Source organism: Pseudomonas sp. SWRI22 (genome assembly GCF_014268395.2).
GTDB classification, from domain to species: domain Bacteria; phylum Pseudomonadota; class Gammaproteobacteria; order Pseudomonadales; family Pseudomonadaceae; genus Aquipseudomonas; species Aquipseudomonas paracarnis.
The window spans coordinates 612,035-635,457 of sequence record NZ_JABWQK020000001.1; the positions used below are offsets into that span (position 1 = coordinate 612,035).

At 60.3% G+C, this 23,423-nt stretch carries 24 protein-coding genes; 12 read left to right on the forward strand and 12 right to left on the reverse strand.

The window, feature by feature from the left end:
- Positions 1 to 9 precede the first annotated feature (9 nt).
- Both HU730_RS02560 and HU730_RS02565 read right to left on the reverse strand, forming a co-directional pair.
- Positions 10 to 2,646: a Tc toxin subunit A gene (locus HU730_RS02560; RefSeq protein WP_096144328.1), complete on the reverse strand. Its 2,637-nt coding sequence runs from the start codon at positions 2,644 to 2,646 to the stop codon at positions 10 to 12.
- A gap of 183 nt (positions 2,647 to 2,829) precedes the next feature.
- On the reverse strand, positions 2,830 to 3,306 hold the full coding sequence (locus HU730_RS02565) for a hemerythrin domain-containing protein (protein WP_003191732.1): 477 nt from the start codon (positions 3,304 to 3,306) through the stop codon (positions 2,830 to 2,832).
- A gap of 299 nt (positions 3,307 to 3,605) precedes the next feature.
- Here HU730_RS02565 and HU730_RS02570 point away from each other — a divergent pair, with 299 nt between their 5' ends.
- Complete coding sequence (locus tag HU730_RS02570; RefSeq protein ID WP_003191730.1) at positions 3,606 to 3,812, forward strand: hypothetical protein; 207 nt, start codon at positions 3,606 to 3,608, stop codon at positions 3,810 to 3,812.
- Positions 3,813 to 3,872: 60 nt separating this feature from the next.
- Here the strand turns inward: HU730_RS02570 and HU730_RS02575 are convergent, their stop codons facing one another.
- Entirely contained in the window at positions 3,873 to 4,433 is a 561-nt protein-coding gene (locus HU730_RS02575) for a type 1 glutamine amidotransferase domain-containing protein (RefSeq protein ID WP_096144327.1), read from the reverse strand.
- A 30-nt stretch (positions 4,434 to 4,463) separates the two neighbouring features.
- Complete coding sequence (locus HU730_RS02580; protein ID WP_020303039.1) at positions 4,464 to 4,967, reverse strand: DUF4142 domain-containing protein; 504 nt, start codon at positions 4,965 to 4,967, stop codon at positions 4,464 to 4,466.
- 196 nt (positions 4,968 to 5,163) lie between these two features.
- Between HU730_RS02580 and HU730_RS02585 the strand changes: the two genes are divergently transcribed.
- Positions 5,164 to 5,373, forward strand: a complete 210-nt coding sequence (locus HU730_RS02585) for a hypothetical protein (protein WP_057977469.1) — start codon at positions 5,164 to 5,166, stop codon at positions 5,371 to 5,373.
- Between the two features lie 177 nt (positions 5,374 to 5,550).
- Complete coding sequence (locus tag HU730_RS02590; RefSeq protein ID WP_072447767.1) at positions 5,551 to 6,345, forward strand: class II aldolase/adducin family protein; 795 nt, start codon at positions 5,551 to 5,553, stop codon at positions 6,343 to 6,345.
- 124 nt (positions 6,346 to 6,469) lie between these two features.
- On the opposite strand, the gene HU730_RS02595 is transcribed toward HU730_RS02590, so the two are convergent.
- A complete protein-coding gene (locus HU730_RS02595) occupies positions 6,470 to 7,315 on the reverse strand; it encodes a helix-turn-helix transcriptional regulator (RefSeq protein WP_054897762.1) in 846 nt (281 codons plus the stop codon).
- Between the two features lie 109 nt (positions 7,316 to 7,424).
- Between HU730_RS02595 and HU730_RS02600 the strand changes: the two genes are divergently transcribed.
- From HU730_RS02600 to glsB, 3 genes are all read left to right on the forward strand, one after another.
- Positions 7,425 to 7,835 carry a hypothetical protein gene (locus tag HU730_RS02600; RefSeq protein ID WP_034125714.1) on the forward strand — a complete coding sequence of 137 codons (411 nt, stop codon included), beginning with the start codon at positions 7,425 to 7,427 and terminating at the stop codon, positions 7,833 to 7,835.
- A 73-nt stretch (positions 7,836 to 7,908) separates the two neighbouring features.
- Positions 7,909 to 8,253, forward strand: coding sequence for a hypothetical protein (locus HU730_RS02605; protein WP_014718790.1), 345 nt, complete (start codon positions 7,909 to 7,911; stop codon positions 8,251 to 8,253).
- Positions 8,254 to 8,308: 55 nt separating this feature from the next.
- Positions 8,309 to 9,217, forward strand: coding sequence for a glutaminase B (gene glsB / locus HU730_RS02610; protein WP_014718789.1), 909 nt, complete (start codon positions 8,309 to 8,311; stop codon positions 9,215 to 9,217).
- 332 nt (positions 9,218 to 9,549) lie between these two features.
- Here glsB and HU730_RS02615 read toward each other — a convergent pair whose 3' ends face one another.
- Positions 9,550 to 10,794 (reverse strand): saccharopine dehydrogenase family protein, encoded by a 1,245-nt coding sequence (locus HU730_RS02615; RefSeq protein ID WP_032901677.1) that lies wholly within the window; start codon positions 10,792 to 10,794, stop codon positions 9,550 to 9,552.
- Between the two features lie 28 nt (positions 10,795 to 10,822).
- Positions 10,823 to 11,920 carry a carboxynorspermidine decarboxylase gene (locus tag HU730_RS02620; RefSeq protein ID WP_032896982.1) on the reverse strand — a complete coding sequence of 366 codons (1,098 nt, stop codon included), beginning with the start codon at positions 11,918 to 11,920 and terminating at the stop codon, positions 10,823 to 10,825.
- 344 nt (positions 11,921 to 12,264) lie between these two features.
- Here HU730_RS02620 and metE point away from each other — a divergent pair, with 344 nt between their 5' ends.
- On the forward strand, positions 12,265 to 14,607 hold the full coding sequence (gene metE, locus HU730_RS02625) for a 5-methyltetrahydropteroyltriglutamate--homocysteine S-methyltransferase (protein WP_052199933.1): 2,343 nt from the start codon (positions 12,265 to 12,267) through the stop codon (positions 14,605 to 14,607).
- A gap of 77 nt (positions 14,608 to 14,684) precedes the next feature.
- Here metE and HU730_RS02630 read toward each other — a convergent pair whose 3' ends face one another.
- The gene (locus tag HU730_RS02630) at positions 14,685 to 15,839 is read right to left on the reverse strand and encodes a DUF1624 domain-containing protein (protein WP_186526838.1); all 1,155 of its coding nucleotides are present in this window, start codon (positions 15,837 to 15,839) and stop codon (positions 14,685 to 14,687) included.
- A gap of 71 nt (positions 15,840 to 15,910) precedes the next feature.
- On the opposite strand from HU730_RS02630, the gene HU730_RS02635 reads away from it, so the two are divergent.
- Positions 15,911 to 16,453 carry a DUF924 family protein gene (locus HU730_RS02635; RefSeq protein WP_054897772.1) on the forward strand — a complete coding sequence of 181 codons (543 nt, stop codon included), beginning with the start codon at positions 15,911 to 15,913 and terminating at the stop codon, positions 16,451 to 16,453.
- Here the strand turns inward: HU730_RS02635 and HU730_RS02640 are convergent.
- A complete protein-coding gene (locus tag HU730_RS02640) occupies positions 16,450 to 17,889 on the reverse strand; it encodes a hypothetical protein (protein WP_186526837.1) in 1,440 nt (479 codons plus the stop codon). The two genes, HU730_RS02635 and HU730_RS02640, sit on opposite strands and share 4 nt — an antisense overlap.
- A 146-nt stretch (positions 17,890 to 18,035) precedes the next feature.
- On the opposite strand from HU730_RS02640, the gene yfcF reads away from it, so the two are divergent.
- A complete protein-coding gene (gene yfcF, locus HU730_RS02645) occupies positions 18,036 to 18,668 on the forward strand; it encodes a glutathione transferase (RefSeq protein ID WP_186526836.1) in 633 nt (210 codons plus the stop codon).
- Here the strand turns inward: yfcF and HU730_RS02650 are convergent.
- Positions 18,627 to 18,911, reverse strand: coding sequence for a hypothetical protein (locus tag HU730_RS02650; protein ID WP_034125707.1), 285 nt, complete (start codon positions 18,909 to 18,911; stop codon positions 18,627 to 18,629). The two genes, yfcF and HU730_RS02650, sit on opposite strands and share 42 nt — an antisense overlap.
- Before the next feature lie 137 nt (positions 18,912 to 19,048).
- On the opposite strand from HU730_RS02650, the gene HU730_RS02655 reads away from it, so the two are divergent.
- Together HU730_RS02655 and HU730_RS02660 are read left to right on the forward strand one after the other, a co-directional pair.
- Complete coding sequence (locus HU730_RS02655; protein ID WP_054897774.1) at positions 19,049 to 19,693, forward strand: hypothetical protein; 645 nt, start codon at positions 19,049 to 19,051, stop codon at positions 19,691 to 19,693.
- 46 nt (positions 19,694 to 19,739) lie between these two features.
- Positions 19,740 to 20,081 (forward strand): hypothetical protein, encoded by a 342-nt coding sequence (locus HU730_RS02660; RefSeq protein ID WP_034125705.1) that lies wholly within the window; start codon positions 19,740 to 19,742, stop codon positions 20,079 to 20,081.
- 171 nt (positions 20,082 to 20,252) lie between these two features.
- Here HU730_RS02660 and HU730_RS02665 read toward each other — a convergent pair whose 3' ends face one another.
- Together HU730_RS02665 and HU730_RS02670 are read right to left on the reverse strand one after the other, a co-directional pair.
- Positions 20,253 to 20,999, reverse strand: coding sequence for a creatininase family protein (locus HU730_RS02665; RefSeq protein ID WP_020301789.1), 747 nt, complete (start codon positions 20,997 to 20,999; stop codon positions 20,253 to 20,255).
- 30 nt (positions 21,000 to 21,029) lie between these two features.
- Positions 21,030 to 21,758 (reverse strand): murein L,D-transpeptidase catalytic domain family protein, encoded by a 729-nt coding sequence (locus tag HU730_RS02670; RefSeq protein ID WP_019817186.1) that lies wholly within the window; start codon positions 21,756 to 21,758, stop codon positions 21,030 to 21,032.
- Positions 21,759 to 21,797: 39 nt separating this feature from the next.
- Between HU730_RS02670 and HU730_RS02675 the strand changes: the two genes are divergently transcribed.
- A complete protein-coding gene (locus HU730_RS02675; protein WP_054897776.1) occupies positions 21,798 to 23,399 on the forward strand; it encodes a L,D-transpeptidase family protein in 1,602 nt (533 codons plus the stop codon).
- The last annotated feature ends 24 nt before the right edge of the window (positions 23,400 to 23,423 follow it).

The following is a 23,423-nucleotide window of genomic DNA, read 5'->3' on the forward strand; positions in this document are numbered from 1 at the left end:
ACAACGGGGTTAGGGGGTTGTGGCGATCAATGCCGAGCCAACGTGTTGCCAGTCTTCATTCATCAAGGTGGCATGCAGGTCGGCAGCCTTGAGCAAGGCGCTGGCGGAAAGGCCGGTGAGCCTGACGGCTTCATGGCAACGCAGGAGCCAGTCCAGGTCGGCCAGGGTCCTCACCTGTTTGGCAGGCAGAGATTCAACGAGCAGGTTGATTTCATCGACATCCCACTTGAGCAATGCGGCCAGTTGCGAGGTGCAAGCCCCATTGTCAGTTATGGCGGAGCCTTCGACGGAGGATGAATTGGCGCATTGTAAATAGGCGAGCACGCTGTCCTGGGCCAGCCCGTAGGTGCTGAGGCAATGGGCAAAGCGTTGCAGCAGGTACAGCGTGCTCAGCGTCAGCTTGAGCAGCGAGGCCGCGGTGTGGTCCGGGCTCAGCCAGTGCGGATGGAGCACGAAGGCCTGCAAGGCCTCACGGCTCACTGCCAGCCCCAAGGACACTTCAGCATCCGGCAGGCTCAGCAATACATTTTTGTGCAGCTCCGTGGTGGATTCAGCAGTGGCGGTTCGGGCAATTTGTCGAACCACGAGTTTGCGCCATTGCAGGTACGCGGCGGGGTCACCGGCAAGGTGTGAGGGAGCGTTGAGCAGCGTGTCGATTTTTGCTTTCAGCGGCTGCATTTGTTGGTAGAACGCGCCCAGCTTCTTGGTCACTGCCTGTTTGGCATCGCTGTGCAGAGCCGTGTTGCGTTCTGGGTCGAGGCTCAGGGTCTGGGCTTCGATAAGCTGCACCAGCCCATTGGGCAGTTCTTTGGGCGGCGCGGGCTTGAGCAGCGGTTGGCTGTGCAGCAGCCCTTGTACGATGAGGGCATGCCAGGCAATGGGCGCCGCTTTGGTGTCAGGCTCGGGCTGGGGCAATGACAGGTCAGCGAGGTCTTCTTGCGCCAACAGGCCATGGCGGGTCAATTCGACCACCTCATCGAGTTGGGTGATGTACGTCTGCACGTGGGGCGGTGGGGATTGGGCATCCAATAGCAATTGGCGGCGAAGCTGATCAACCGTTTGACCCGTGTCGTTGAGCCAGCGGACCAGCCAGTCCATTTGCATCAGCACATCGAGCAGGTCGGCAGGGGCATTGACGCCGGAGCGACGCAGGCTCGGGTTGACCAGTTGTGCGGTGTAATCCTTACCGCCCAGCAGCGCCGCCACATGGTAGCTGTCGAGCACTGACAGCCCGAACAATCGCGCGATACGGGTTTGGCGATACAGCGCGCTATAAAACGTAAGCGTCGGGCAAGAAGCGGGTAGATGCAGGCGGGCCTGCTTGATCAGCCAGTGCAACGAGGCTGGGGTGTCGCTCAGGTGCAGGCCGGTGCAGAGCTGGTGGCGCAGGGTTGTCGGGATTTCCTCCCTCAAGGCCAGGGTCGGCCTGTCCAGGGTCAATGCCTGGCCTGGCAACGGGCCGGGATTGAACAGCTGGTCGTACAGCGACAGACGAGTGCCGGGTGCCCACACCGGTATCTCATCCAGCACGGCGGCAAAGGCTTGCAATGACAGGCTGTAGCGGCGCTCCAGATAGCGATAGACGCCCAGTGCGCGCAGGGTATTGTCGTTGGCGGGCTGCGCCGGGTCGCCCTCGTGTTCACGCCGCACCACGCTCGTCGACAGGGCGTCGAGTGCGTCGAAGGGCAATTGCGTCCAGCGTTGCAGGCGGATCATTCGGTGCAGGCGCTGATAACGTTCCCATGAGGTATTGAGCAGGCGCGCACCATCCTTGTCCTGCGCATTGATCGACAGGGGCGACTGGGTCGCGCCGGCCTCGGTGATCGGCCCGTTCACGTACGCGGCACCGTTGTGCAGGCGCAGCTTGGCCGGCGGCGTTGGCAGGGCGCTTGCCAGAACATTGCTCGACAGCACCGGCACATACTTGCCGCAGGCCAGTAGCGCTTCGGTCTGATCGGCGGTGAGTCCGGTTTTCTGCAACCAGTGGGACAACTCCTCAAGGGGCTGCTCCTGGGTACCATAGTGCTGGGTAAAAAAATCTTCTGCCTGTACGTCTCCCGTTCTTATTAACAAAGGCTCGATCAATAACACCTGCTGGGCAGGGCTCAGCCCGGACAGCAAACGTTGCGCTTCATAGGCCTCGTGCCGGACCACGCCGTAAGTGTTTTGCGCGCGCTGGCTGGTGGGCAGCTTGAGGCTGATGCGGTAACTGAGTTCGCCCAATTGTGGCTTGCCGCCGGACAAACCGAGCCAGCACTGGCGATGCGCGCGTTCGAACGGCAGCACGAAGGGGAAGCGTTGCCTGCCGAGCACCTCATCAAGGGAGCGGCCGCGGTATTCACGGCGGGTTTGTTTGAGATGAGCGTCGATCTGGCGGGACAGGGTTTCGTTGATCATCGAGAGTTGAGGAATCACAGCGCTGAGGCCGCGTTCGTCCAGGGGCAGTGTCTTGAGTTCGGGGCGTCGCCGGTCGAGGGTGATCTTGGGCTGTTTGCCTTTACCGCTTTTTTCCAGCGCTTGGGCAAACAGGTATAACGCCTTCAGGTAGGCGATCGGGGAGTCGATTGCCGCCATGGAAGAGGCCGAACACAGCAGGTGCCAGTCCTCTTTGAACAGGTGGGTATAGGTGGGGGAGTGCGTGTCCATTGTGATGAATCTCCTGAAAGCCCCCGGCCACTGCCAAGGGCAATGGCACGCTAGCATGGGGCGCCAGGCCGGCTCGGTCGGCCGGATCGCTGAGTGAGCGAGGAGAAATCATCGGTGCAAATCGATAGCGCGACAGGGCCTGTGGGTCACTGTCGCGCGAACTTTGCTGCGAGGAGGTAGCCGTTACGCCGCCAGCGGTTTTTTCGCCATAGCTTTTTTGTGCGCGGCCTTCATCGCTTCCATCTCGGCCCCCAGCTCTTCGAGCAGCGCTTTACCCAGCAGTTTCTTGGCCTGGGGGAACATCTCGGTTTCTTCTTCTTCGATATGGTGCTCAAGCAACTCCTTGACCACTTTGACGCGACCGGAAAACTCGGTGGACGAGGGGTCGGTTTTCTTCAAGTCCGGCAGTACCAGCGAGTCGACGGTACGGTGCTCTTCCTTGGCTTCGTGGTACATGATGTCCTGTTCCTTGCCACCAGCTTTCCTGAACGCGGGGTAGAGGATCTCTTCTTCGAGTTGGGTATGCAGGGTGATCTCCATTTCGAGTTTGGCCAACAACTCGGTACGCTTTTTTACCCCGCGTTCAGTGGATTCGCTTAACTGGGTCAGCAGGGTCTTGACGCGTTCATGGTCGGCTTTGAGCAGGTCGATGGCATTCATAGGTAACCTCACGGGGGGTATGCGGGCGTGTCGAAGTGCACGCCTCGTGGTGAGGAAGGTTGCATCAGGCGTACCAACTTTTATGGTTAAAAATTATCTTGTAAATCAGTTGGTTGTATTTTTCTGTGTGCTTGGTGGTCGTGCAGCTTGCATGGTCGGGCCGCGTTGAGATTGCACAACGCACAACCGGTTGCTGACGCTCCAGCGCAACGGGCGGCCCTAAAGGGTGGCCAGGAAAATTCTAATGGAACCCTTGGGGCATCTGCTTGACCTAACGCTTAGACTTCAGGAGGTGAATCATGCAAATTGAATATATCTGGATCGTATTGGCGGTGGTTCTGCTGCTCTTGGAACTCTGGGCGATCAATATCGTTTTGCGCAGCACTGGCGGATGGGAGACCAAGGGGTTGTGGGTCGTGGTGCTGGTGTTCGTGCCGCTGCTGGGGTTGATTGCGTGGGCGATGTTCGGACCCAAGCGTGAAATGGCGCAGCAGCGTAAAAGCTGAAGCGGTGAGTGATAAAAAACAGGCGCCCATGGGGCGCCTGTTTTCATTGCGCTAAGCCGATTAGCCGCCGACGGCCTTGGCAATCGCCTCATTGAACGCCGGTAGGTCGTCCGGCGTGCGCGAGGTGATCAAGGTCCAGCCATTGGCCTGGCACTCTTTAACCTCGGCACCCACCACGCCGGCAGCGCCGGCGTTTTCAAGGTCGATGCGCACGCTTTTATAGGCGGTCAGGGTTTTGCCCTTGACCACGCCAGCGTCGATCAGGGTCCATGGCCCGTGGCAGATCGCCGCGATGGTCTTGCCGGCCTGCACGAACTCATTGATCAAGCGCAGCGCGGCGGCATCCTGGCGCAGCGTATCGGCATTCACTGTGCCGCCCGGGATGACCAGCGCATCGAAGTCGGCGCTGACAACATCCGACAGTTGCACGTCGGATTCCACGGTCTGGTCCTTTTCCGTGTCGCCGACAAATGTCTGGGTAGTGCCGCCTTTGCTGGAGGCGTGCGTTACGGTCGCGCCGTAGCCACGCAGCGTCTCCAGAGGCTTGAGCAACTCGTCGCGCTCGATGCCGGTGTTGGAGGTGATGACGAGGATGTGCTTGCCGTTGAGTTGCGAGCTCATGGTCGAGTGTCTCCTTGGGTCATGGATGGTTTAATGGGCGTATTTGGTTTGCAGTTCCTTGGCCATTTTCAGGTGGGCTTCAAGGGTGGGCAGGGTCTTGGTGGCGAAGGCTTTCAGCTCGGGATTGTCCGAGGAGGCCGCTTCTTTCTTGAACAGTTCGACGGTTTTTTCATGGGCTGCTACCTGGTTGTTGGCATAGGCCTTGTCGAAGGATTCATCGCGCATTTCCAGGATGGCTTTCTTCGCCTGGTCGGTGAGCGCGGCGTCATCGGGTACTTCGATATCGAGTTTTTTCGCCAGGGCCATCAGTTCCTGATTGGCCTTGGTGTGGTCTGTGACCATATGCTGGGCGAAGGTCTTTACGTCCGCCGAGCTGCTTTTTTCCAAGGCCAGCTTGCCCGCTTCCACCTCGGTGATACCGCCCTCGGCGGCGTTGTCGACAAAGTCGTTGGAGGTCGCCGCCATCGCGGTGGAAATCGAGCCTGCAATCAGCATGAAGGTAAGGCCCATCGGTTTCATCAGTCGAGTTTTCATGGTGTCTCTCCTTGGAAATGGCGGGATGCCGTTACCTGACTGTTGAATCGAGAGGCGGGTAAAAGGTTTAAATTTTTTTGCGCTTTTTTGCCCAGTGGTGAGGCGAGGCAATTGACTTGAACCAATCCGGATTCGCAGGGTTCTGCTGCATAGGGCCGCCATCTCAGGGGCCTGCCACTGCCAGGAGGATTGCACTGTGACTGATCGTAAAACCGCCGATAAAACCCCCGACCCCGTCAGCTCTGAAGATGCGCAAAAAGGTAATGCCCAGGCCACCAAAGGGCAGACGCTTGAACCTGCGAACCCCAAGACTGACACCATCGACAAAGTCGTGACGCCGACCTCGATCAAGGACATTGAACGGCAAACGGATGCAATCAACGAAAAGCTCAACAACGGGCGTTGAACCTGCGGAGTTGATTGGCGGCGAGGGAGCTTGCTCCCGTGGTGGCCTGAACGCTGCCACTGCTGCTTTTTATAAATAAATATAATAATTAGCTTAGATTAAAATGTGCTTTTTATTATTTATGACCATCCCCTAGTCTTGCCTGGAAGTCCCTTAGGTCATCCAGGAAGATTTGCCATGAGTAGCGTCACGCCGATTTCCAGTGTGTTGAGCAATGTGCGCCAGCGGGTCACACCGCAAGAGTGGGAGGTGCGGGTCAAGTTGGCCGCGGCCTACCGACTGGCGGCGTTGTACAAGTGGACCGATCATATCTACACGCATTTCTCGGCGCGGGTGCCAGGGGCCGAGGAGCATTTCCTGATCAATGCTTTCGGGCTGTTGTTCGACGAAATCAGCGCCTCCAACCTGGTCAAGGTCGATCTGGACGGCACCCTCGTCGATGACCCTACGGGCCTGGGGATCAACTACGCCGGCTATGTGATCCACAGCGCCATCCACGGCGCACGCCATGATTTGCAAGCGGTGCTGCACACCCACACCCGCGACGGTATTGCGGTGTCGGCGCAGAAGCAGGGGTTGTTGCCGATCTCCCAGCACGCTATCGCATTCTCGGGGCGTGTGGCTTACCACGGTTACGAAGGCGTGGCGCTGGACCTGGACGAGCGTGAACGGCTGGTGGCGGATTTGGGCGACAAGAGTGTGATGATCCTGCGTAACCACGGCTTGTTGACGGGCGGCGTCAGCGTCGAGCATGCCTTCCAGCAACTACAAAGCCTGGAGCGGGCCTGCAACATCCAGATTGCGGCACAGGCAGCGGGGAATGCCGAGTTGATCTTCCCACCGGCTGACGTGGTGGCCAAGGTCGAGCAGCAGGCCAAGGTGTTCAGCAATGGCGAAGGCCCGGGCGTGGCGCGGCATTGGAATGCGCTGGTGCGCCAGCTTGAGCGTACCGATACCGACTACAAGAACTGAGTCGGGTGGATTGTTCCCACGCTCTGCGTGGGAACACAGCCCAGGATGCTCTGCGTCCCTAAGCGTGACGCGGAGCGGCACACGAGGCATTCCCACGCAGAGCGTGGGAACGATCATCAAAACCTCACGTCAAGGCGATAGTTGACACGTTGCTGTGCGGCCCGACAGTACTGGCTCGGTCTGCCAGGTAACGCGCCGGCGGTTGGCCCATGGCCTTGCGGAACATGGTGATAAACCCGCTGGCATTTTCATAACCCAGGTCCAGCGCCACGCTCTGCACACTCTCGCCGTTAGCCAGGCGCTGCAGTGAAAGGATTACATGCAACTGCCGGCGCCAGCGACCGAAGCTCAGGCCGATCTCTTCCAGCAGCAGGCGGGTCATGCTGCGTTCGCTCATGCCGATGCGCACGGCCCATTCGCCCAGGGTCGATTTGTCGCCGGGGTTGGCCAATAAGCTGGTGGCCAGCCGATGCAAGCGAGGGTCCTGGGGCATGGGCAAATGCAGGGCCTCGAGGGGGGCCAAGGCCAACTCGTCGAGTAACGTCGCCACCAGCCGGCCCGGGGCGCCGTCTTCGTCGTAGAGCTGCGGGAAGCTGACCGCCTTGCCGATCAATTCGTGCAGCAATGGCGACACCGACAGCGTGCAACATTGCCGGGGCAGGGCGCTGGCGGCGTCCGGGCTGATCAACAGGCAATATACATCTGCTTCGCCAGCGCCACGGGCCGCGTGGGTCACACCGCCGGGAATCCACAATGCGCATTGCGGCGGCACGATCCAGATACCCGCCTCGATCACACAATGCACCACGCCGCGCAAGGTGTAGATCAATTGCCCGTGTTGATGGTGGTGAGGGATATGTTCCCAGCGTTCGGACGTACTCGAGGCGCCCACTGCAACAATCGAGCGAGGGATCGCGGCGGCGTCGCGGACCCGGCAGGGGTCGTATTGGTCGAGGCGGTGATGAACCATGCTGATAACTGCCTTGGCTGGATTGCGAAATATTCTGGCTATTCTATGCAATGCTGTCCAGCGTCATGCGCCCTATGATGAGAACCAATCTCATCAAAGGAGCTTTGCCATGCGACTCGACAGTTCAACTTTCCCGGTGGTGAAAATCTTTTTCGACGCGCCTAGCGAGGGAGCGCCGGAAGACGCCTTCCTGACATTCGAACGTCTGCTGGCGCGTGAGCAGCCCTTCTTGCTGCTGCACGAAAAGGCCGTGGATGAGAACAATCACGAACACGCCCACGAAGAGCGCAAGCGCGCTTCTATCTGGATGAAGAAAAACAAGGCTGCCTTGCGCGCTTACGTCAAAGGCATGATCCAGGTGGAGCCCAGCGCTGCCAAGCGCCTGGCCCTCAAGCCCTTTGCCGTGACGTTCGGCAAGGCCTGGGGTTACCCGCTGCTGGTGGTGGAGTCCAAGGATCGCGCCTGGGCGTTGGCCCAGGATGTGCTGGATGCAGAAGTGTCGGATGTGGCGTATTTCTGAGCCTGGCCAAAGCTCGACAGCGTCCACAATTGAACTACCTTGATTGACGAGCCTTCCCACTCGGTACTCAAGCATGCGCACTTTATGGACGCGGTACCTGGCGTTGCTGGAAAACGACCTGAGCACGCAGATTTTCGACAATGTTAAAAACCTGTTGGTCTGCGCGTTGTTGTTTGCGGCGGGGACCAACGCGCTGGTGGGACCGCGCGAGTTGCTGATCGGTATCTTCGCCTCCAGCGTCGCGGGCTGGGGCTTGATTGTGCTGTCCACGGTGCTGATGCTGTTGAACGTCAGCGACGGCATCCGCCGCCTGGCCAAGTTGCGTTATCACTTGGCGTTGCAACTGTTGTTGATCCTGATCTACGTGGTGATTGCCGAGCGGGTGGTAGAGATTGTGTGGGTGTTGCGCGCCCATTGACGTATCCTCCGCGCCTCGTTTACCACTGATTCGAACAAAGATGACAGGACAAGCTATGCAGGCGCTGCTGGAGTCGATCCTCGACGAAGTGCGCCCCTTGATCGGCCTCGGCAAAGTCGCCGATTACATTCCCGCGCTGGCCGACGTGCCCGCCAACCAACTCGGCATCGCGGTATACGGCAACGACGGCACGGCCTACTGCGCTGGAGATGCAGACACGCTGTTTTCGGTGCAAAGCATTTCCAAGGTCTTCAGCCTGGTGCAGGCCATCGACCATGGCGGCGAATCCATCTGGGAGCGCTTGGGCCACGAGCCCTCGGGGCAGCCGTTCAACTCCATGGTGCAGCTGGAATTCGAGCGTGGCCGCCCGCGCAACCCCTTTATCAACGCTGGCGCGCTGGTGATCTGCGACATCAACCAGTCACGCTTCGCCGTGCCGATTCTGTCGATGCGCGACTTTGTACGGCGCCTGTCGGGCAACCCGCAGATCCTGGTCAACAGCGTCGTGGCCGAATCTGAAGCCCAGCATGGTGCGCGCAATGCGGCCATGGCTTACCTGATGAAGTCGTTCGGCAACTTTCATAACGATGTGGACGCGGTGCTGCACAGCTACTTCAACTATTGCGCGTTGCAGATGAGCTGCCTGGACCTGGCCCGAGCGTTCAGCTTCCTGGCCAATGAAGGCGTGAGTGCCCACAGTGGCGAGCAGGTGCTGACGGCGCGCCAGACCAAGCAAGTGAACTCGATCATGGCCACCAGCGGGCTGTATGACGAGGCGGGCAATTTTGCCTACCGCGTGGGCCTGCCTGGCAAGAGCGGGGTCGGCGGCGGGATCGTCGCGGTGGTGCCGGGGCAGTTCACGGTGTGCGTGTGGTCGCCGGAGCTGAACGCAGCGGGTAATTCACTGGCGGGGATGAAGGCGTTGGAATTGTTGAGTGAGCGGATTGGGTGGTCGGTGTTTTGAGACTGTGATCTTTATTCTTGTGGGAGCTGACTTGCCTGCGATAGCGGTGGTTCAGTTGAAGAATCATTGACTGACAGGTCGCCATCGCGGGCAAGCCAGCTCCCACAGGGATCTATGCCTGGTGCCGATTCTGTGGCAACCCACAACCAGTGTGGGAGCTGGCTTGCCTGCGATAGCGGTGGTTCAGTTGAAGAATCATTGACTGACAGGCCGCCATCGCAGGCAAGCCCGCTCCCACATTTTGAGCCTCATTGTTCTTCGAACTGTAGGTGAGCTCAAACAAAAAATGCGCCCCTTGGGGCGCATTCTTTTGCTCGGTCAGCTATGGCCTATCAGGCCGTCGCATCCCAGGCCCGATCACCGTTCTCGTCTTTGATCCGAGTCGGCAAGCCCATCACATCCAGCGCCTTGAGGAACGGCTCAGCCGGTAGTTCCTCGACGTTGGCCATGTGCTTCACATCCCACTCGCCACGCGCCACCAGCAGCGCAGCGGCTACTGGTGGTACGCCTGCGGTGTAGGAGATGCCCTGGCTGTCGGTCTCGGCATAGGCCTCTTCGTGATCAGCCACGTTGTAGATGAACATCTCACGCGGTTGGCCATCCTTGGTACCTTTGACCAGGTCGCCGATGCAGGTCTTGCCGGTATAGCCCGGGGCGAGCGAAGACGGGTCGGGCAGCACGGCCTTGACCACTTTCAGCGGCACCACTTCCAGGCCTTCGGCGGTCTTGACCGGCTGTTCGGAGAGCAGGCCGAGGTTTTTCAGCACGGTGAACACGTTGATGTAGTGTTCGCCAAAGCTCATCCAGAAACGCACGTTGGGCACGTCGAGGTTTTTCGACAGCGAGTGCACTTCATCGTGGCCGGTGAGGTAGAGGTTCTGCGAACCGACTACCGGCAGGTCGTCGGTGCGTTTGACTTCGAACATGGTGTTGCTGGTCCACTGGCTGTTCTGCCAGCTCCACACCTGCCCGGTGAATTCGCGGAAGTTGATTTCCGGATCGAAATTGGTGGCGAAGTATTTGCCATGGGAGCCGGCATTGACGTCGAGAATGTCGATCGAATCAATGCGGTCGAAATGCTGTTGCTGCGCCAGCGCGGCATACGCGTTGACGACACCTGGGTCGAAGCCCACGCCAAGGATGGCGGTGATGTTCTTCTGTTTGCACTCTTGCAGGTGGTTCCACTCGTAGTTGCCGTACCACGGCGGGGTCTCGCAGACCTTGCCCGGCTCTTCGTGGATGGCGGTGTCGAGGTAAGCCACGCCCGTGTCGATGCAGGCACGCAGTACCGACATGTTGAGGAAGGCGGAGCCGACGTTGATGACGATCTGCGAATCAGTCTCGCGGATCAGGGCCTTGGTCGCTTCCACGTCCAGGGCGTTCAGCGCGAAGGCTTGGATATCGGCGGGAACCTTGAGGCTACCCTTGGCCTTGACGCTGTCGATGATGGCCTGGCATTTGGAGATGTTGCGCGACGCGATAGCAATACGACCGAGTTCGTCGTTGTGCTGCGCGCACTTGTGGGCCACCACCTTGGCGACACCTCCTGCACCAATGATAAGAACGTTCTTTTTCAATTGCTTTATCTCTCCTTTATCCGCCAGCTCAGGACAGGCTGGACAGGTAGTCGTCGTAACCAAATTCACGAACCACCTCGACTGTACCGTCGAGTTGTTTCACTACGATGGACGGCATTTTCAGGCCGTTGAACCAGTTTTTCTTGACCATGGTGTAGCCTGCGGTGTCGATGAACGACAGCCGATCGCCGATGGCCAGCGGACGATCAAATTGATACTCGCCGAAGATGTCCCCGGCCAGGCAGGATTTGCCGCACACCATGTAGGTGTGTTCACCCTCGCTCGGCGCCAGCTTGGCGTTGAGGCGGTAGATCAGCAGGTCCAGCAGGTGGGCTTCGATGGAGCTGTCGACCACGGCGAGATTCTTGCCGTTGTAGAGGGTGTCGAGCACGGTGACTTCCAGGGACGCGCTGTTGGTGATCGCCGCTTCGCCGGGTTCCAGGTAGACCTGTACGCCGTACTTCTCGGAGAACGCTTTGAGCCGTGCGCAGAACGCATCCAGTGCATAGCCTTCACCGGTGAAATGGATGCCGCCGCCGAGGCTGACCCACTTGACCTTGTGCAGCAGCGCACCGAAGCGTTCTTCGATGGTGCCGAGCATCTTGTCGAACAGGCTGAAGTCGCCGTTCTCGCAGTTGTTGTGGAACATGAAGCCGGAGATCTGATCGATCACGCCATCGATCTTCACCGGGTCCCACTCGCCCAGGCGGCTGAACGGGCGCGCCGGGTCGGCCAGCAGGTAGTCAGAGCTGCTCACCTGCGGGTTCACACGCAGGCCGCGGGTCTTGCCTTCGCTGCGTTCGGCAAAACGCTGCAGCTGGCTGATGGAGTTGAAGATGATCTTGTCGCAGTTCTCCAGCATCTCTTCGATTTCATCGTCGGCCCAGGCCACGCTGTAGGCGTGCGCTTCACCTTCGAACTTCTGGCGACCGAGCTTGAGCTCATACAGCGACGACGAGGTGGTGCCGTCCATGTATTGCTGCATCAAGTCGAATACCGACCAGGTGGCAAAACACTTGAGCGCCAGCAGAGCCTTGGCGCCGGACTGTTCACGCACGTAGGCAATCTTCTGCATGTTGACCAGAAGCTTCTGTTTATCGATGAGGTAGTACGGCGTTTTGATCATTTTTGAGAGCCTGCGGCGGTGCCTGCCAAAAAAGGACACGCATTGTGCCCGCACTTGGAACAGATCGAAAGGTTAGCCGGCGGATTTTGCGCGCCACGTTAAGCATAGGGCGTAAGTATGACCGTTCATAAGAATCATGCCGCCTCCTGTGGGAGCGCTCGAGCCTCAGCGAGGCCGCGATGACGGCGCCCCTGGCACCCCACACATCAACAATAGCGCCGCGAATATCATGCTTGCCTGAACATGAGTAAATCTTGTGATGATCTAGAACAGAATGAGTTTGTCTCAAGACGCCCCTCTGCCGACAATGACCGCCATCAATCACACCATCGGAGTTGTAAGTCATGGCAGTCGCTCATTCCCTAGGGTTTCCACGCATTGGACGCGATCGTGAACTGAAAAAAGCGCAGGAAGCGTTCTGGAAGGGTGAGCTCGACGAAGCCGGCCTGCGCGCCGTTGGCCGTGATTTGCGCAGCACCCACTGGGCGCTGCAACAGCAAGCCGGTATCGAACTGTTGCCGGTCGGTGATTTCGCCTGGTACGACCAGGTGTTGACCCATTCGTTGATGTTCGGTGTGGTCCCTGAGCGGTTCCGCCCGGCGGATGGCCAGGCCACGTTGCATACCTTGTTCGCCATGGCCCGTGGCGTCAGTGACAGCTGCTGCGGCGGTGCCCATGCCCAGGAGATGACCAAGTGGTTCGACACCAACTATCACTACCTGGTGCCGGAGTTCAGCGTCGATCAGCAATTCCACCTGGCGTGGGATCAACTCTTCGAAGAGGTCCAGGAAGCCCTCGACCTGGGGCACAGCGTCAAGCCCGTGGTGATCGGCCCGCTGACCTATTTGTGGCTGGGCAAGGCCAAGGGCGCTGACTTCGACAAGCTCGACCTGCTCGAGCGACTGCTGCCGCTGTATGGCCAGATATTCCAGCGCCTGACCGAATTGGGCGTTGAGTGGGTGCAGATCGACGAGCCAATCCTGGCGCTCGATCTGCCTCAGGATTGGAAGAACGCTTTCGAGCGAGCCTATAACCTGATCCAGCGCGACCCGCTGAAAAAATTGGTCGCCACTTACTTCGGCGGCCTGGAAGAAAACCTTGGCCTGGCTGCCAACCTGCCGGTGGATGGCCTGCATATCGACCTGGTGCGTGCGCCGGACCAGTACCCGACCATTCTCGACCGCCTGCCAGCGTACAAGGTGCTGTCCCTGGGCGTGGTCAACGGCCGAAACGTGTGGCGTTGCGACCTGGAAAAAGCCCTGGCCACCTTGCAGCATGCCCATGAGAAGTTGGGCGATCGCCTGTGGGTCGCGCCGTCCTGCTCGCTGCTGCACAGCCCGGTGGACCTGGAACGGGAAGACCAGTTGGATGCCGAACTGAAAAGCTGGCTGGCCTTCGCCGTGCAGAAGTGCGCGGAAGTGGCGCTACTGGCCAAGGCCGTTGATCAGCCCGAAGCCCCTGGCGTACTCACCGCCCTGGCTGCGAGCCGCGCGGTGCAGGCAGCTCGTGCTGCATCGCCACGCATTCACAAGCCTGCCGTTCAAGCTCGTGTAGCGGCCATCACTGCACGGGACAGCCAGCGCCAGTCGCCGTTTGCCCAGCGCATCGAAAAGCAACGGGCCGGCCTTAACTTGCCGCTGTTCCCGACCACCACCATCGGCTCGTTCCCACAGACCGCATCGATCCGCCTGGCGCGTCAGTCGTACAGGGCGGGCAAGTTGAGCCACGCCGAATACGTCGAAGCCATGCACAGTGAGATCAAGCACGCTGTCGAGGTGCAGGAAAATCTCGGCCTGGACGTGTTGGTGCACGGTGAAGCCGAGCGTAACGACATGGTCGAGTACTTCGCCGAACAACTGGATGGCTACGCGTTCACCCGGTTCGGCTGGGTGCAGAGCTATGGTTCGCGCTGTGTGAAACCCGCAGTGATTGTCGGTGACCTGAGCCGCCCGAACGCCATGACCGTGGAGTGGATTCGCTATGCCCAAGGCCTCACCGACAAGGTGATGAAGGGCATGCTCACAGGCCCGGTGACCATGTTGATGTGGTCGTTCCCACGGGAAGACCTGAGCCGCGAAGTGCAGGCCCGGCAACTGGCCCTGGCGATTCGTGACGAAGTGGTGGACCTGGAAGCGGCCGGCATCAAGATCGTGCAGATCGACGAAGCGGCTTTTCGTGAGGGCTTGCCGTTGCGCCAGGCGCAGTGGCAGCACTACCTGGACTGGGCGACTGAAGTGTTTCGTTTGTGCGCGAGTGGCGTGGGCGATGAAACCCAGATCCACACCCACATGTGCTACAGCGAGTTCAACGATGTGATCGAGTCTATCGCCGCCATGGATGCCGACGTGATCACCATCGAGACCTCACGCTCGGACATGGAGCTGCTCGACGCGTTCGAAGCCTTCGCCTACCCGAATGAGATCGGCCCGGGGGTCTACGACATCCACTCGCCACGGGTGCCGGATGTCTCGGAAATGGCCAACTTGCTGCGCAAGGCCGCCAAGCGGATTCCGGCAGAGCGCTTATGGGTGAACCCCGATTGCGGCTTGAAGACGCGGGGCTGGCCGGAGACCGAGGCGGCGCTCATTCATATGGTCACCGCCGCTCGGCAACTGCGTGCTGAGTCAAACTGTAGGAGCGAGCTTGCTCGCGAAAAACGCCAACGATTACGCGTAGCTTCTGAATGAACGTGGCGCCTGTGAGTTTTTCGCGAGCAAGCTCGCTCCTACAAGGGGAGGGGGCAATATTCGCCCCCTGCATCAGGTCAGAGGTATTTGAGCCACGCCAGGTCCCGCCGCCGTGCTTTCAGGCCGGCGAACCAACGCACGGGCAAGTACAGGGCAATCGGCAACAGCAGCGCTGCTAACCACATCGCACCGATATCGTCGAAGCCAAAGTAAGTGCCATGGTTGAGGCCAAACAGCGCAACGCAGGCCACATAGAGGATTTTCAATACATAGAGGTGCAACAGATAAAAGAACATCGGCGCCGCGCCGAACACCGCCAGCACGCCGATCCAGCGCTTATGCCCGGCGCGTTCAAACGCCAGCAGCAACAGCAAGCCAATCCCCAGGGTCAACGCCAGGAACAACAGCGAAGGCGGGTACTTGGTGATATTGAAAAAGCTCATCAGCGTCAGCACGCTGCTGTCATACGCCTGCCAAGGCTGCTCGCCATAGCCGTTGAGCGCTCGCAACAACCCAAAGCCCACCAACGCGCCCACCCCTGCGACCAGTAAATAACGCTGACGCACAGCCGGCAGCGTGGCATTGGCAAACCATGGCCCGAGGCCGTAACCCAGGGCAATCACACCGATCCATGGCAGCACCGGGTAGGTGGTGCGCAGGCGCAGGTTTTCAGAGACTTCAATCCAGGTGCGTTCATGCAGGATGGCCCACGGCACATGCAACATCGAACCCGCTGCGAAGTGCAGCCCATCGAGCAGGTTGTGCCCGGCGATAATCACCAGCGCCAAGCCGATCAGCCAGGCACGCGGTAGCCAGACCAACGCGGCGAGGGCGATCATGCTGATGCCGATGGCCCAGATCACTTGCATGTAGATCACGCTGGGCGGCAGTTGGAAGGTCCACGCGAAGTTGACCAGGGTGAATTCCAGCACCACCAGGAACAGCCCGCGCTTGAACAAGAATGCCGACACGTCGCGACGACCTTGATATTTCTGACCGTACAGCCAAGCCGACAAACCGGTGAGCAGCACAAACACCGGCGCACACAAGTGAGCCAGGGTGCGGCTGAAAAACAACGCAGGCTCGGTGCTGTCTATGCTCATGGGGTCGCTGACCTGGCGGTGCAGCAGGAAGGTTTCACGCACGTGGTCCAGCAACATGAACAGGATCACCAGGCCGCGCAGGGCGTCGATGGACAGCAGGCGTTTGCGTAAAGTCATAGCGTCAGTCATAAGTTAAGGATCACACGCAGGCAAAATATTGACGTTATTCTATAACATTAAGCGAGGCGCTGATGACAAGCATGACCCCACACTCGGCCGAAGCTGTAATCGCGTTCTGGAAACAGGCGGGGCCCAAGCGTTGGTTCGCCAAGGACGAGGGGTTCGATAGGGACTTTCGCGATAGATTCAACGCGGCTCATATGCAGGCTGCACGGCGTGAACTCGAAGGTTGGTTGACCACGGCGGATGGCGCGCTGGCGTTATTGATCCTGCTGGATCAGTACCCGCGCAACGCCTTTCGCGGCACGGCGCATATGTTCGCCACCGACCCGCTGGCGCGGTTTTATGCGCGAAAGATGGTGGACGCGGGATTGGATCAACAGGTTGAACCTCAGTTGCGCGCGTTCTGCTATTTGCCTTTTGAACATTCGGAAGACCCGCAGGACCAGCAACGCTCCCTGGCGCTGAACCAGCAGTTGGATGCCAGCACCTACCACTGGGCCAAGGAGCATGCCGACATCATCGAGCGGTTCGGGCGGTTTCCCCATCGTAATGGGGTGTTGGGCAGGGCGAGCACCGATGAAGAACTCGCCTTCCTCAAGGCCGGTGGCTTCGCCGGTTAGGCGTGTTCAGGCGCCAGGCTCTGCTGGGTGGCGACACGGCGAAACCGCCGCACGCCCTTGAGGTCTATCGCCCACCGCAACGCTTCAGTGGCTGAAGGACGCGGGCCTTGGGTGATCGCCTGTTCATCCTTGCCCAGTGCGTCGAGGTAACCCTGGGCACCGCCGCGTTCGCTCCAATAGTGAGTATGGCTGAGCCAGGACTTGGCCAGCCAGCCTTTGCCGTTGCCCACGGTCACCGGCAAGTCCAGCACGCCGCCGCCCATCACGGGCTTGACCGGGCCGCTGACGATGTCGCCGAACAGGCCGAAGGGGGCAGGGAAGTACAGGTTGGTCCAGCGCGTGACGGCAAAGGCTGCGGCGTGGTGCAGGTAGTGCGGGGTGAAGGGCTTTTGGCCGAGCATCAGCGGGTGGCGGGCGTTGTAGCCGTAGCCTTGGGTGTCTTCGGTAGGCGGGCAGGCCGGGGCTTCGCGGCGTCCCATGCGCTGTTTGAAGTCACTGACGCTGCGGCCCAGCAACAGGCTGGCGTGGGCCATCGGGCTGCCGACCGTGACTAGGTCGGTGATGCGCCAGGGGTTGCCCAGGCCGCGCTGTTCGGCAAAAGCTTCGGTCTGTTGCTGACGAAAATTCAACAGGCTGCTTAGGCTGCCGTCCAGCAAGGCGCCGGCTGCGGGCAGGGCCTCCTTGACCACCGGTTGCAGCGGTTCGCGGTTGGCATAACGGGCTGCCAGCTCACGGTTGCTGGGGGTCAGTTGGGTCAGTTTGTCGTGGTACTCATGCCAGAGGTAGCCGACGATGTCATAGGCAATCACGCTGCCCAAACTGTGGCCCACGACGATGATGCGCTCGTAGTCACCCTGATTGTGCAGAGCGCGCAGCAGGTCGACACCATCAGCACGGATCTGCTCGCGCACCATCACGTTTTGCGGGTTGGGGCTGAGGTAGCGTGCGGCGTCTCCCAGGTAGGCCAGCGCCGAATAGCGCAGCGCCAGTCCCATGGCCGCGAGCAGCAGGGGGATCAGCGCGAAGGGGTTGTCGCTAAGGGGCAATTGGCCCCAGGCCGTGGCCAATGTACCGCTGGCAACCAGCAGCAATAACACCAGCACCGTCCAGCGCGTGCTGCGCCAGATCGGCACGATGGCCTCGGGAATGTCGCGACGCGGGCGCTTGAAGATATCCCACAGCCAGCCCAGCAGATGGCCGAACTTGGTGCCCTGCATCTTGTGGGCCCAGTAGTATTCATAGAAATCCGTCGAGGTACGGCCCGAGGCCTTCAGTACGCGCAGGTCGAAGTTGCGCGACAGCCGATCCGGCTTGCTCCAGTACAGAGGTGTGCCATCGGGGGTGTCCGTGGGGATCATCGCTTCGACAAAGCCGCGCAAGGTGTCCATTGGGCGCTGTTCGCCGATGCCGTGGATAACCACAACTGCTTGTTTCATGTGCTGTTCCTTCCTTGAAAATCAGCGTGAGCCATAATATTGCCACTAGCCGCGCTATTCCTGCCAGGAATGCCCCCATAAAAACCCTGCATTGTCTTTATCGGCCCTGATCTCGTAGCGTGATGCCTCACACCAGGAGATTGTCCATGAGCCAAGGCACGCTGCACCTCTACGTTGATTCGCTGTTCACCAGCCCCTATGCCATGTCGGTGTTTGTCGCCTTGCGCGAAAAAGGCCTGGCGTTCGAGACCCTCACCCTGGACCTCGATGCCGGGCAGAACCAGGCGGCAGATTACGTCCAACGCTCCCTGACCCAGCGAGTGCCGACCCTGGTAGACGGTGATTTTGCGCTGTCGGAGTCTTCGGCCATCACCGAGTACCTGGACCAGGCCTACCCTGAGACCCGCGTGTACCCGGCGGATGTGCAGCAGCGGGCGAGGGCGCGACAGGTTCAAGCGTGGTTGCGCAGCGACCTGCTGCCGATTCGCCAGGAGCGCTCGACGCTGGTGGTGTTCTGCGGGCAGAAGAGGCCGCCGTTGTCAGCAGAGGCTCAAGCCGCCGCGACCAAGTTGATCACCGCGGCGCAAGCCTTGCTGGCGGATAACCGCGAGTACCTGTGCGGCCAGTGGTCGATTGCCGATGTGGACCTGGCGGTGATGCTCAATCGTCTGATCCTCAACGGTGACGCCATGCCAGCGCAACTGGTGGCCTACGCGCAACGCCAGTGGCAGCGGCCGTCAGTGCGCGAGTGGGTCGAGCTGCGACGGCCCGCGCTCTAGCTCTGCCTGCTGGGCAACGCGCCGGTCGAGGTCTTCCCAATCGGCCATGCCCAACACGCGCATGGTGTTCAAACCACGCAAGTAGCCGCGCAGTTGCTCGGCGCTGGCGCTGCCTTTTGCGGCGTCGGCGTGTGAGTCCAGCAGCACGGTTTCGTACTCGACCAGGTAGTCGGCGACTCGCTCGCGAAACTCTGGCAGGACTGCCTCGCGAATACGATCGAAGATTTTCTGGTAGGGCTTCATGGCGGGTCCTTATAGATTTTATGGGCGGCCTGACACTATCGGTTCAAATGATAGTCACCATCAAGGATCACAAGTTCTGTTTTTTCGCCAAACGCGCAGAATCTGCACATCGAGACGCAGCTCAAGGAAAATGCGCGATGAGGACGATTATCCAGTTGGCTTTGATGGCCCTGATGCTGGGCACCGCGGTCATGACCACCCCGGCGATGGCCGATGACGTGCGTACAGGCCATTTGCTGCCACTGGTGGGTAGCGTAGACTCTCTGCAGCGTGCCCAGTCGGTGGGGGTGTTGTTCAGCGAAAACACCCGCGACAACCTCAGCTACCTTGAACGCTACCACGCCATGGCGCTGAACGGCGCCAAGGATGCCTTGGATGGGCGGATTCGCGAGGCGTTCGTCAACAGCTCCGACCCGGAACTGGCGATCGACTGGTTGATGCACTCGTTGCAGGGCACTTTTTTCTCGGTGACGGTTTATAGCAGCCTGGATGCCCTGGTGCAGGCGCACCCGGATGTGGTGGTGGTGCTCGATACCCATAACCAATTGCTGACCCAGCGTAATGACCGGGTCGAAGCACGCTTTGTCGCACGCTTCTACGACGCGAACCTGCAGTTTATCGCCAAGGCCGAAGGCTCGGTGGACAAGCACGTGCCGTCAGTGTGGGTGCACGACAAGGCGGCGCCGGAGATTGCTGCACTGATCGAGCAACAACGCGATGTACAGCAAGATGCCCTGAAGCAGTTCGATGCGTCGCTCAAGGCCCTGGTTCGCGCAGGTTGACCCGCGAATGGTTGTGAACCCTATTTGGTTATTTTCAGGAATGTTTATGCGCTCTTTCTTCGCCCCGGCCCTGGCTTGTGCTTCGTTATTGTTGACCGGCTGTATCACGGCGCCCAATGCCCCATCACTGACCCTGCAAACCAACAAGACCCCCGACGGCTATGTGCAATGCGTGTTGCCCAAGCTGGAAAAGCACGGCATCACCTCGACCGTCACCCAGAACTCGCGCCACGCCAAGGTGCTGTTGACCAGCAAGATTGCCGCCGATGATGTGCTGGAGGCCTACAAGTCCCAGGACGGCACCAAGGTCTTCCTGTACGAGCGCAAGCCGCTGGCTTCGGCGATCAAGCCATCGCGGCTGGAGCAGGCCGCACAGGATTGCAGATAAACCCAGGCACAACGCAAATCCAAAGGTGGGCGGGGGCAACCTTTGACACCCTGTAGGAGCGAGCTTGCTCGCGAAAGACGTCAACGGTAACGCGCGCTCCCTGAATAAACGCGGCGCCTATGATTTTTTCGCGAGCAAGCTCGCTCCTACAGGGTATTGGCCCCATTTGGATCAGGGTTTGGCTTCGTTGCTGAAGCTGTCGACAGTCTTGACCAATCCCTGCGCCGCCAACGCCACCAACTCACCGCCTTTCTCCACAGTAGCCAACGCCGGGTCCGAGCCCATGCGGCCGTCAGGGAAGCGCGCCCGGAAGTCCAGGGCCTCGCGGATCGGGCCGGTGTTGGCGATTCGTGGTGAGTAGTCGGCAGACTTGATCGCGTCCGGATACGCCCACTGCGTCACGGCAATTTCCGACGGCGTGGCGTGGCTGCCATGCCCGACCGGGAATTGACGCTGGGCCAGGTCAGTGACGCCTTCCAGGTCCCACCAGTTCACCAGCTTCAGCGCGAACCCGGCCGGGCGGCGGGCGAAGCTGGCTTCGGCGTACAGCTCGGAGAACGCCGCTTCAATCGTGGCGATGTTGCCGCCGTGGCCGTTCAGGAACAGGATCTTTTCGAAACCATGCCCGGCCAACGAGCGCACCCAGTCGCCAATTGCGGCGATAAAGGTGGAAGGGCGCAGGGAGATGGTGCCGGGAAAGCCCAGGTGGTGTTGGGCCATACCGATATTGAAGGTCGGGCCGACCAGGATATCGGCGTGCTTCTGGGCGTGGTGGGCGATGATTTCCGGGCACATCCAGTCAGTGCCCAACAGGCCGGTGGGGCCATGTTGCTCGTTGGAACCGATGGGAATCACCACCGTGCGGCTGCGTTCCAGGAACTGCCCGATTTCGATCCAGGTGGAGGTGTGTAGAAGCATGCGACGCTCTCTTTTATCTATGGGGACAGGCTATCCGCCACGGATTGTACGACTACTCGCCACCTGTTGGGGTTTGCAATTGAGGTAGGTCGACGACTTCAGCCAGCGCTGGTCGGGGTACCACGAAAACATGAACTGCCCGTCCTTGAGCTTGTCCACCACTTGACGGGCAACTTGCGGGCGCACGGCCGGGCAACCCTGGCTGCGGCCGATGCGGCCTTCGCGCTTGCTCCACAAAGGGCTGACGTAGTCGGCGGCATGAATCACGATGGCGCGGTCGCGTGCCTGGTCATTGAAGCCGGGTTCCAGACCGTCCATGCGCAGCGAGTAGCCATGGGCGCCCAGGTAGCTTTCCTGGGTGCGGAACAACCCCAGGCTCGACTGGTGGCTGCCCTCGAGGTTGGAGAACTGGGTAGCGAAGTTTTCCCCGGACTTGGCGCCGTGGGCCACCAGGTCGCGCAATACCAGGGTCTTTTTGCGCAGGTCGAAGATCCACAGGCGACGGGCGGTCGAGGGCTGGGAGTAGTCAATAACCGCTAGGCGATCGGAACGTTCCTCGCCGTTATTGACCGCGCACTGTACGGCGCTCAGGGCGCTTTTCAGCACGGTGGGATTGAGTTCTGGAGCCGAGCGCGCCAGGCTGCTATACAGGGAAGGAGAGGTGCCATTGGCGGCGAGCGCAACATTGCTCAATAAAGCCAGGCACCCAGTGATCAAGCCCAGGCTGGTTAGCCTGAGCAGGCGTATAAAAGTCAGCATCTACAGTCGAGTCCCCGCTGTGGAGTGGAGCTAAGTCAATTGTTCAAAAAACACGCATGTTACTTGAGCATTTGCCTGCTCGTTGCACCATTGGTCGCTACAGCCGAAACGCTGCCGGTGGAGCCATTGCCCGTCACCACCCCTGCACCGGTCGCGCTGGCGCCACTGCAACAGGCGTTGGCGCAGTTGACCAGTGTCTGCCCGCACCTTGCGCCGCGTATCGATGCTGCCGCGTTGGTGCGCCTGCAAGCCTTTTACCAGCAGCAGGGCGATGCCCCGCTATGGTCGGCTGACGAACGCCGGCAAGCCTTGCACAGCCAGTTGCTGATGCTGGCCGACGATGGCCTGGACCCCACCCACTATAGCTTGCCCGCGGCGGATGCCACGGCCAACGTGCTGTGCAGCGATATCGCCAACAGCCAGCAGTACCTGCAAGCCCTGCAGGATTTGCATTACGGGCGCCTGCAGCAATCGCGCTTTGAGCCTCTATGGCATTCACAGCCGCCCAGTGGCGATCCTAATGCCGAGGTACTGGCGTTCGCCGCCACCGGCCTGCAAGACATGGCCCAAGCCTTCGATCAGGCGCGGCCCAGCGCTGATTTGTATCGCAGCCTGCGCAATGCCTACGCCGGCGTGCGCCAGCAACCGCTGCCCCATTGGGACCCGGTCGCCGAGGGCGCGTTGTTGCGCCCGGGGATGAACGACCCCCGCGTGCCGGAACTGGCGCGGCGCCTGCACAGCGGTGGCTACCTGGCCCAGTTGCCCAGTGGCAACGGCAAGCAATACCAGGGCGAACTGGTCAAAGCGGTGAAAGCGTTCCAGCTCAGCCACTCGTTGCAGGCCGACGGCGTGGTCGGCGCCGGCACCGTGGCCGAACTCAATATCAGCCCGGCGGTGCGTCGTGAACAGCTGCGCATCAACCTGGAGCGCTTCCGCTGGCTGGCCCAGGACCTGGAGCCTGAAGGTGTCGTGGTCAATGTGGCCGCCGCGCAGCTGAGCGTGTATCAGAGCGGCATCCCGGTGTGGCAAACCCGCCTGCAAGTGGGCCGGGCCGAACGCCAGACGCCATTGCTCAAGTCGCGCATCACCCGGCTGACCCTCAACCCCACCTGGACCATCCCGCCGACCATCATGCGCGAGGACAAACTGCCCGCCATCCGCCTCAACCCTGAATACCTGCGCCAGCAAAACCTGCAAGTGCTCGACGCCGAAGGTCACCCATTGACCCCCGACCAAGTCGACTGGGCACGCCCCGGCAATATCCTGCTGCGCCAGCAGGCCGGCCCGCGTAATCCGCTGGGCAAGATTGTGATGCGCTTTCCCAATCCGTATTCGGTGTACCTGCATGACACCCCCAGCCAGCCCTTGTTCACCAAGGGCCCACGGGCGTTCAGTTCGGGATGCGTGCGGGTCGAGCAACCGTTGTTATTGCGCGATCTGCTCGTAACGCCCGCCGAACGCACCCGCACCGATGAGCTGCTGGCGACCGGCGAAACCCATGAATTCAGGCTGGCTACGCCGGTACCGGTGCTGTTGGGGTATTGGACGGTAGAAGTGGATCGCCAGGGCGAGTTGGTGTACGCGCCGGATATTTATGCGCGTGACCCGGTGTTGATCAAGGCCATGGGCAGCGTGTTATAGCGTCAGATGGCTTGATATGAATGT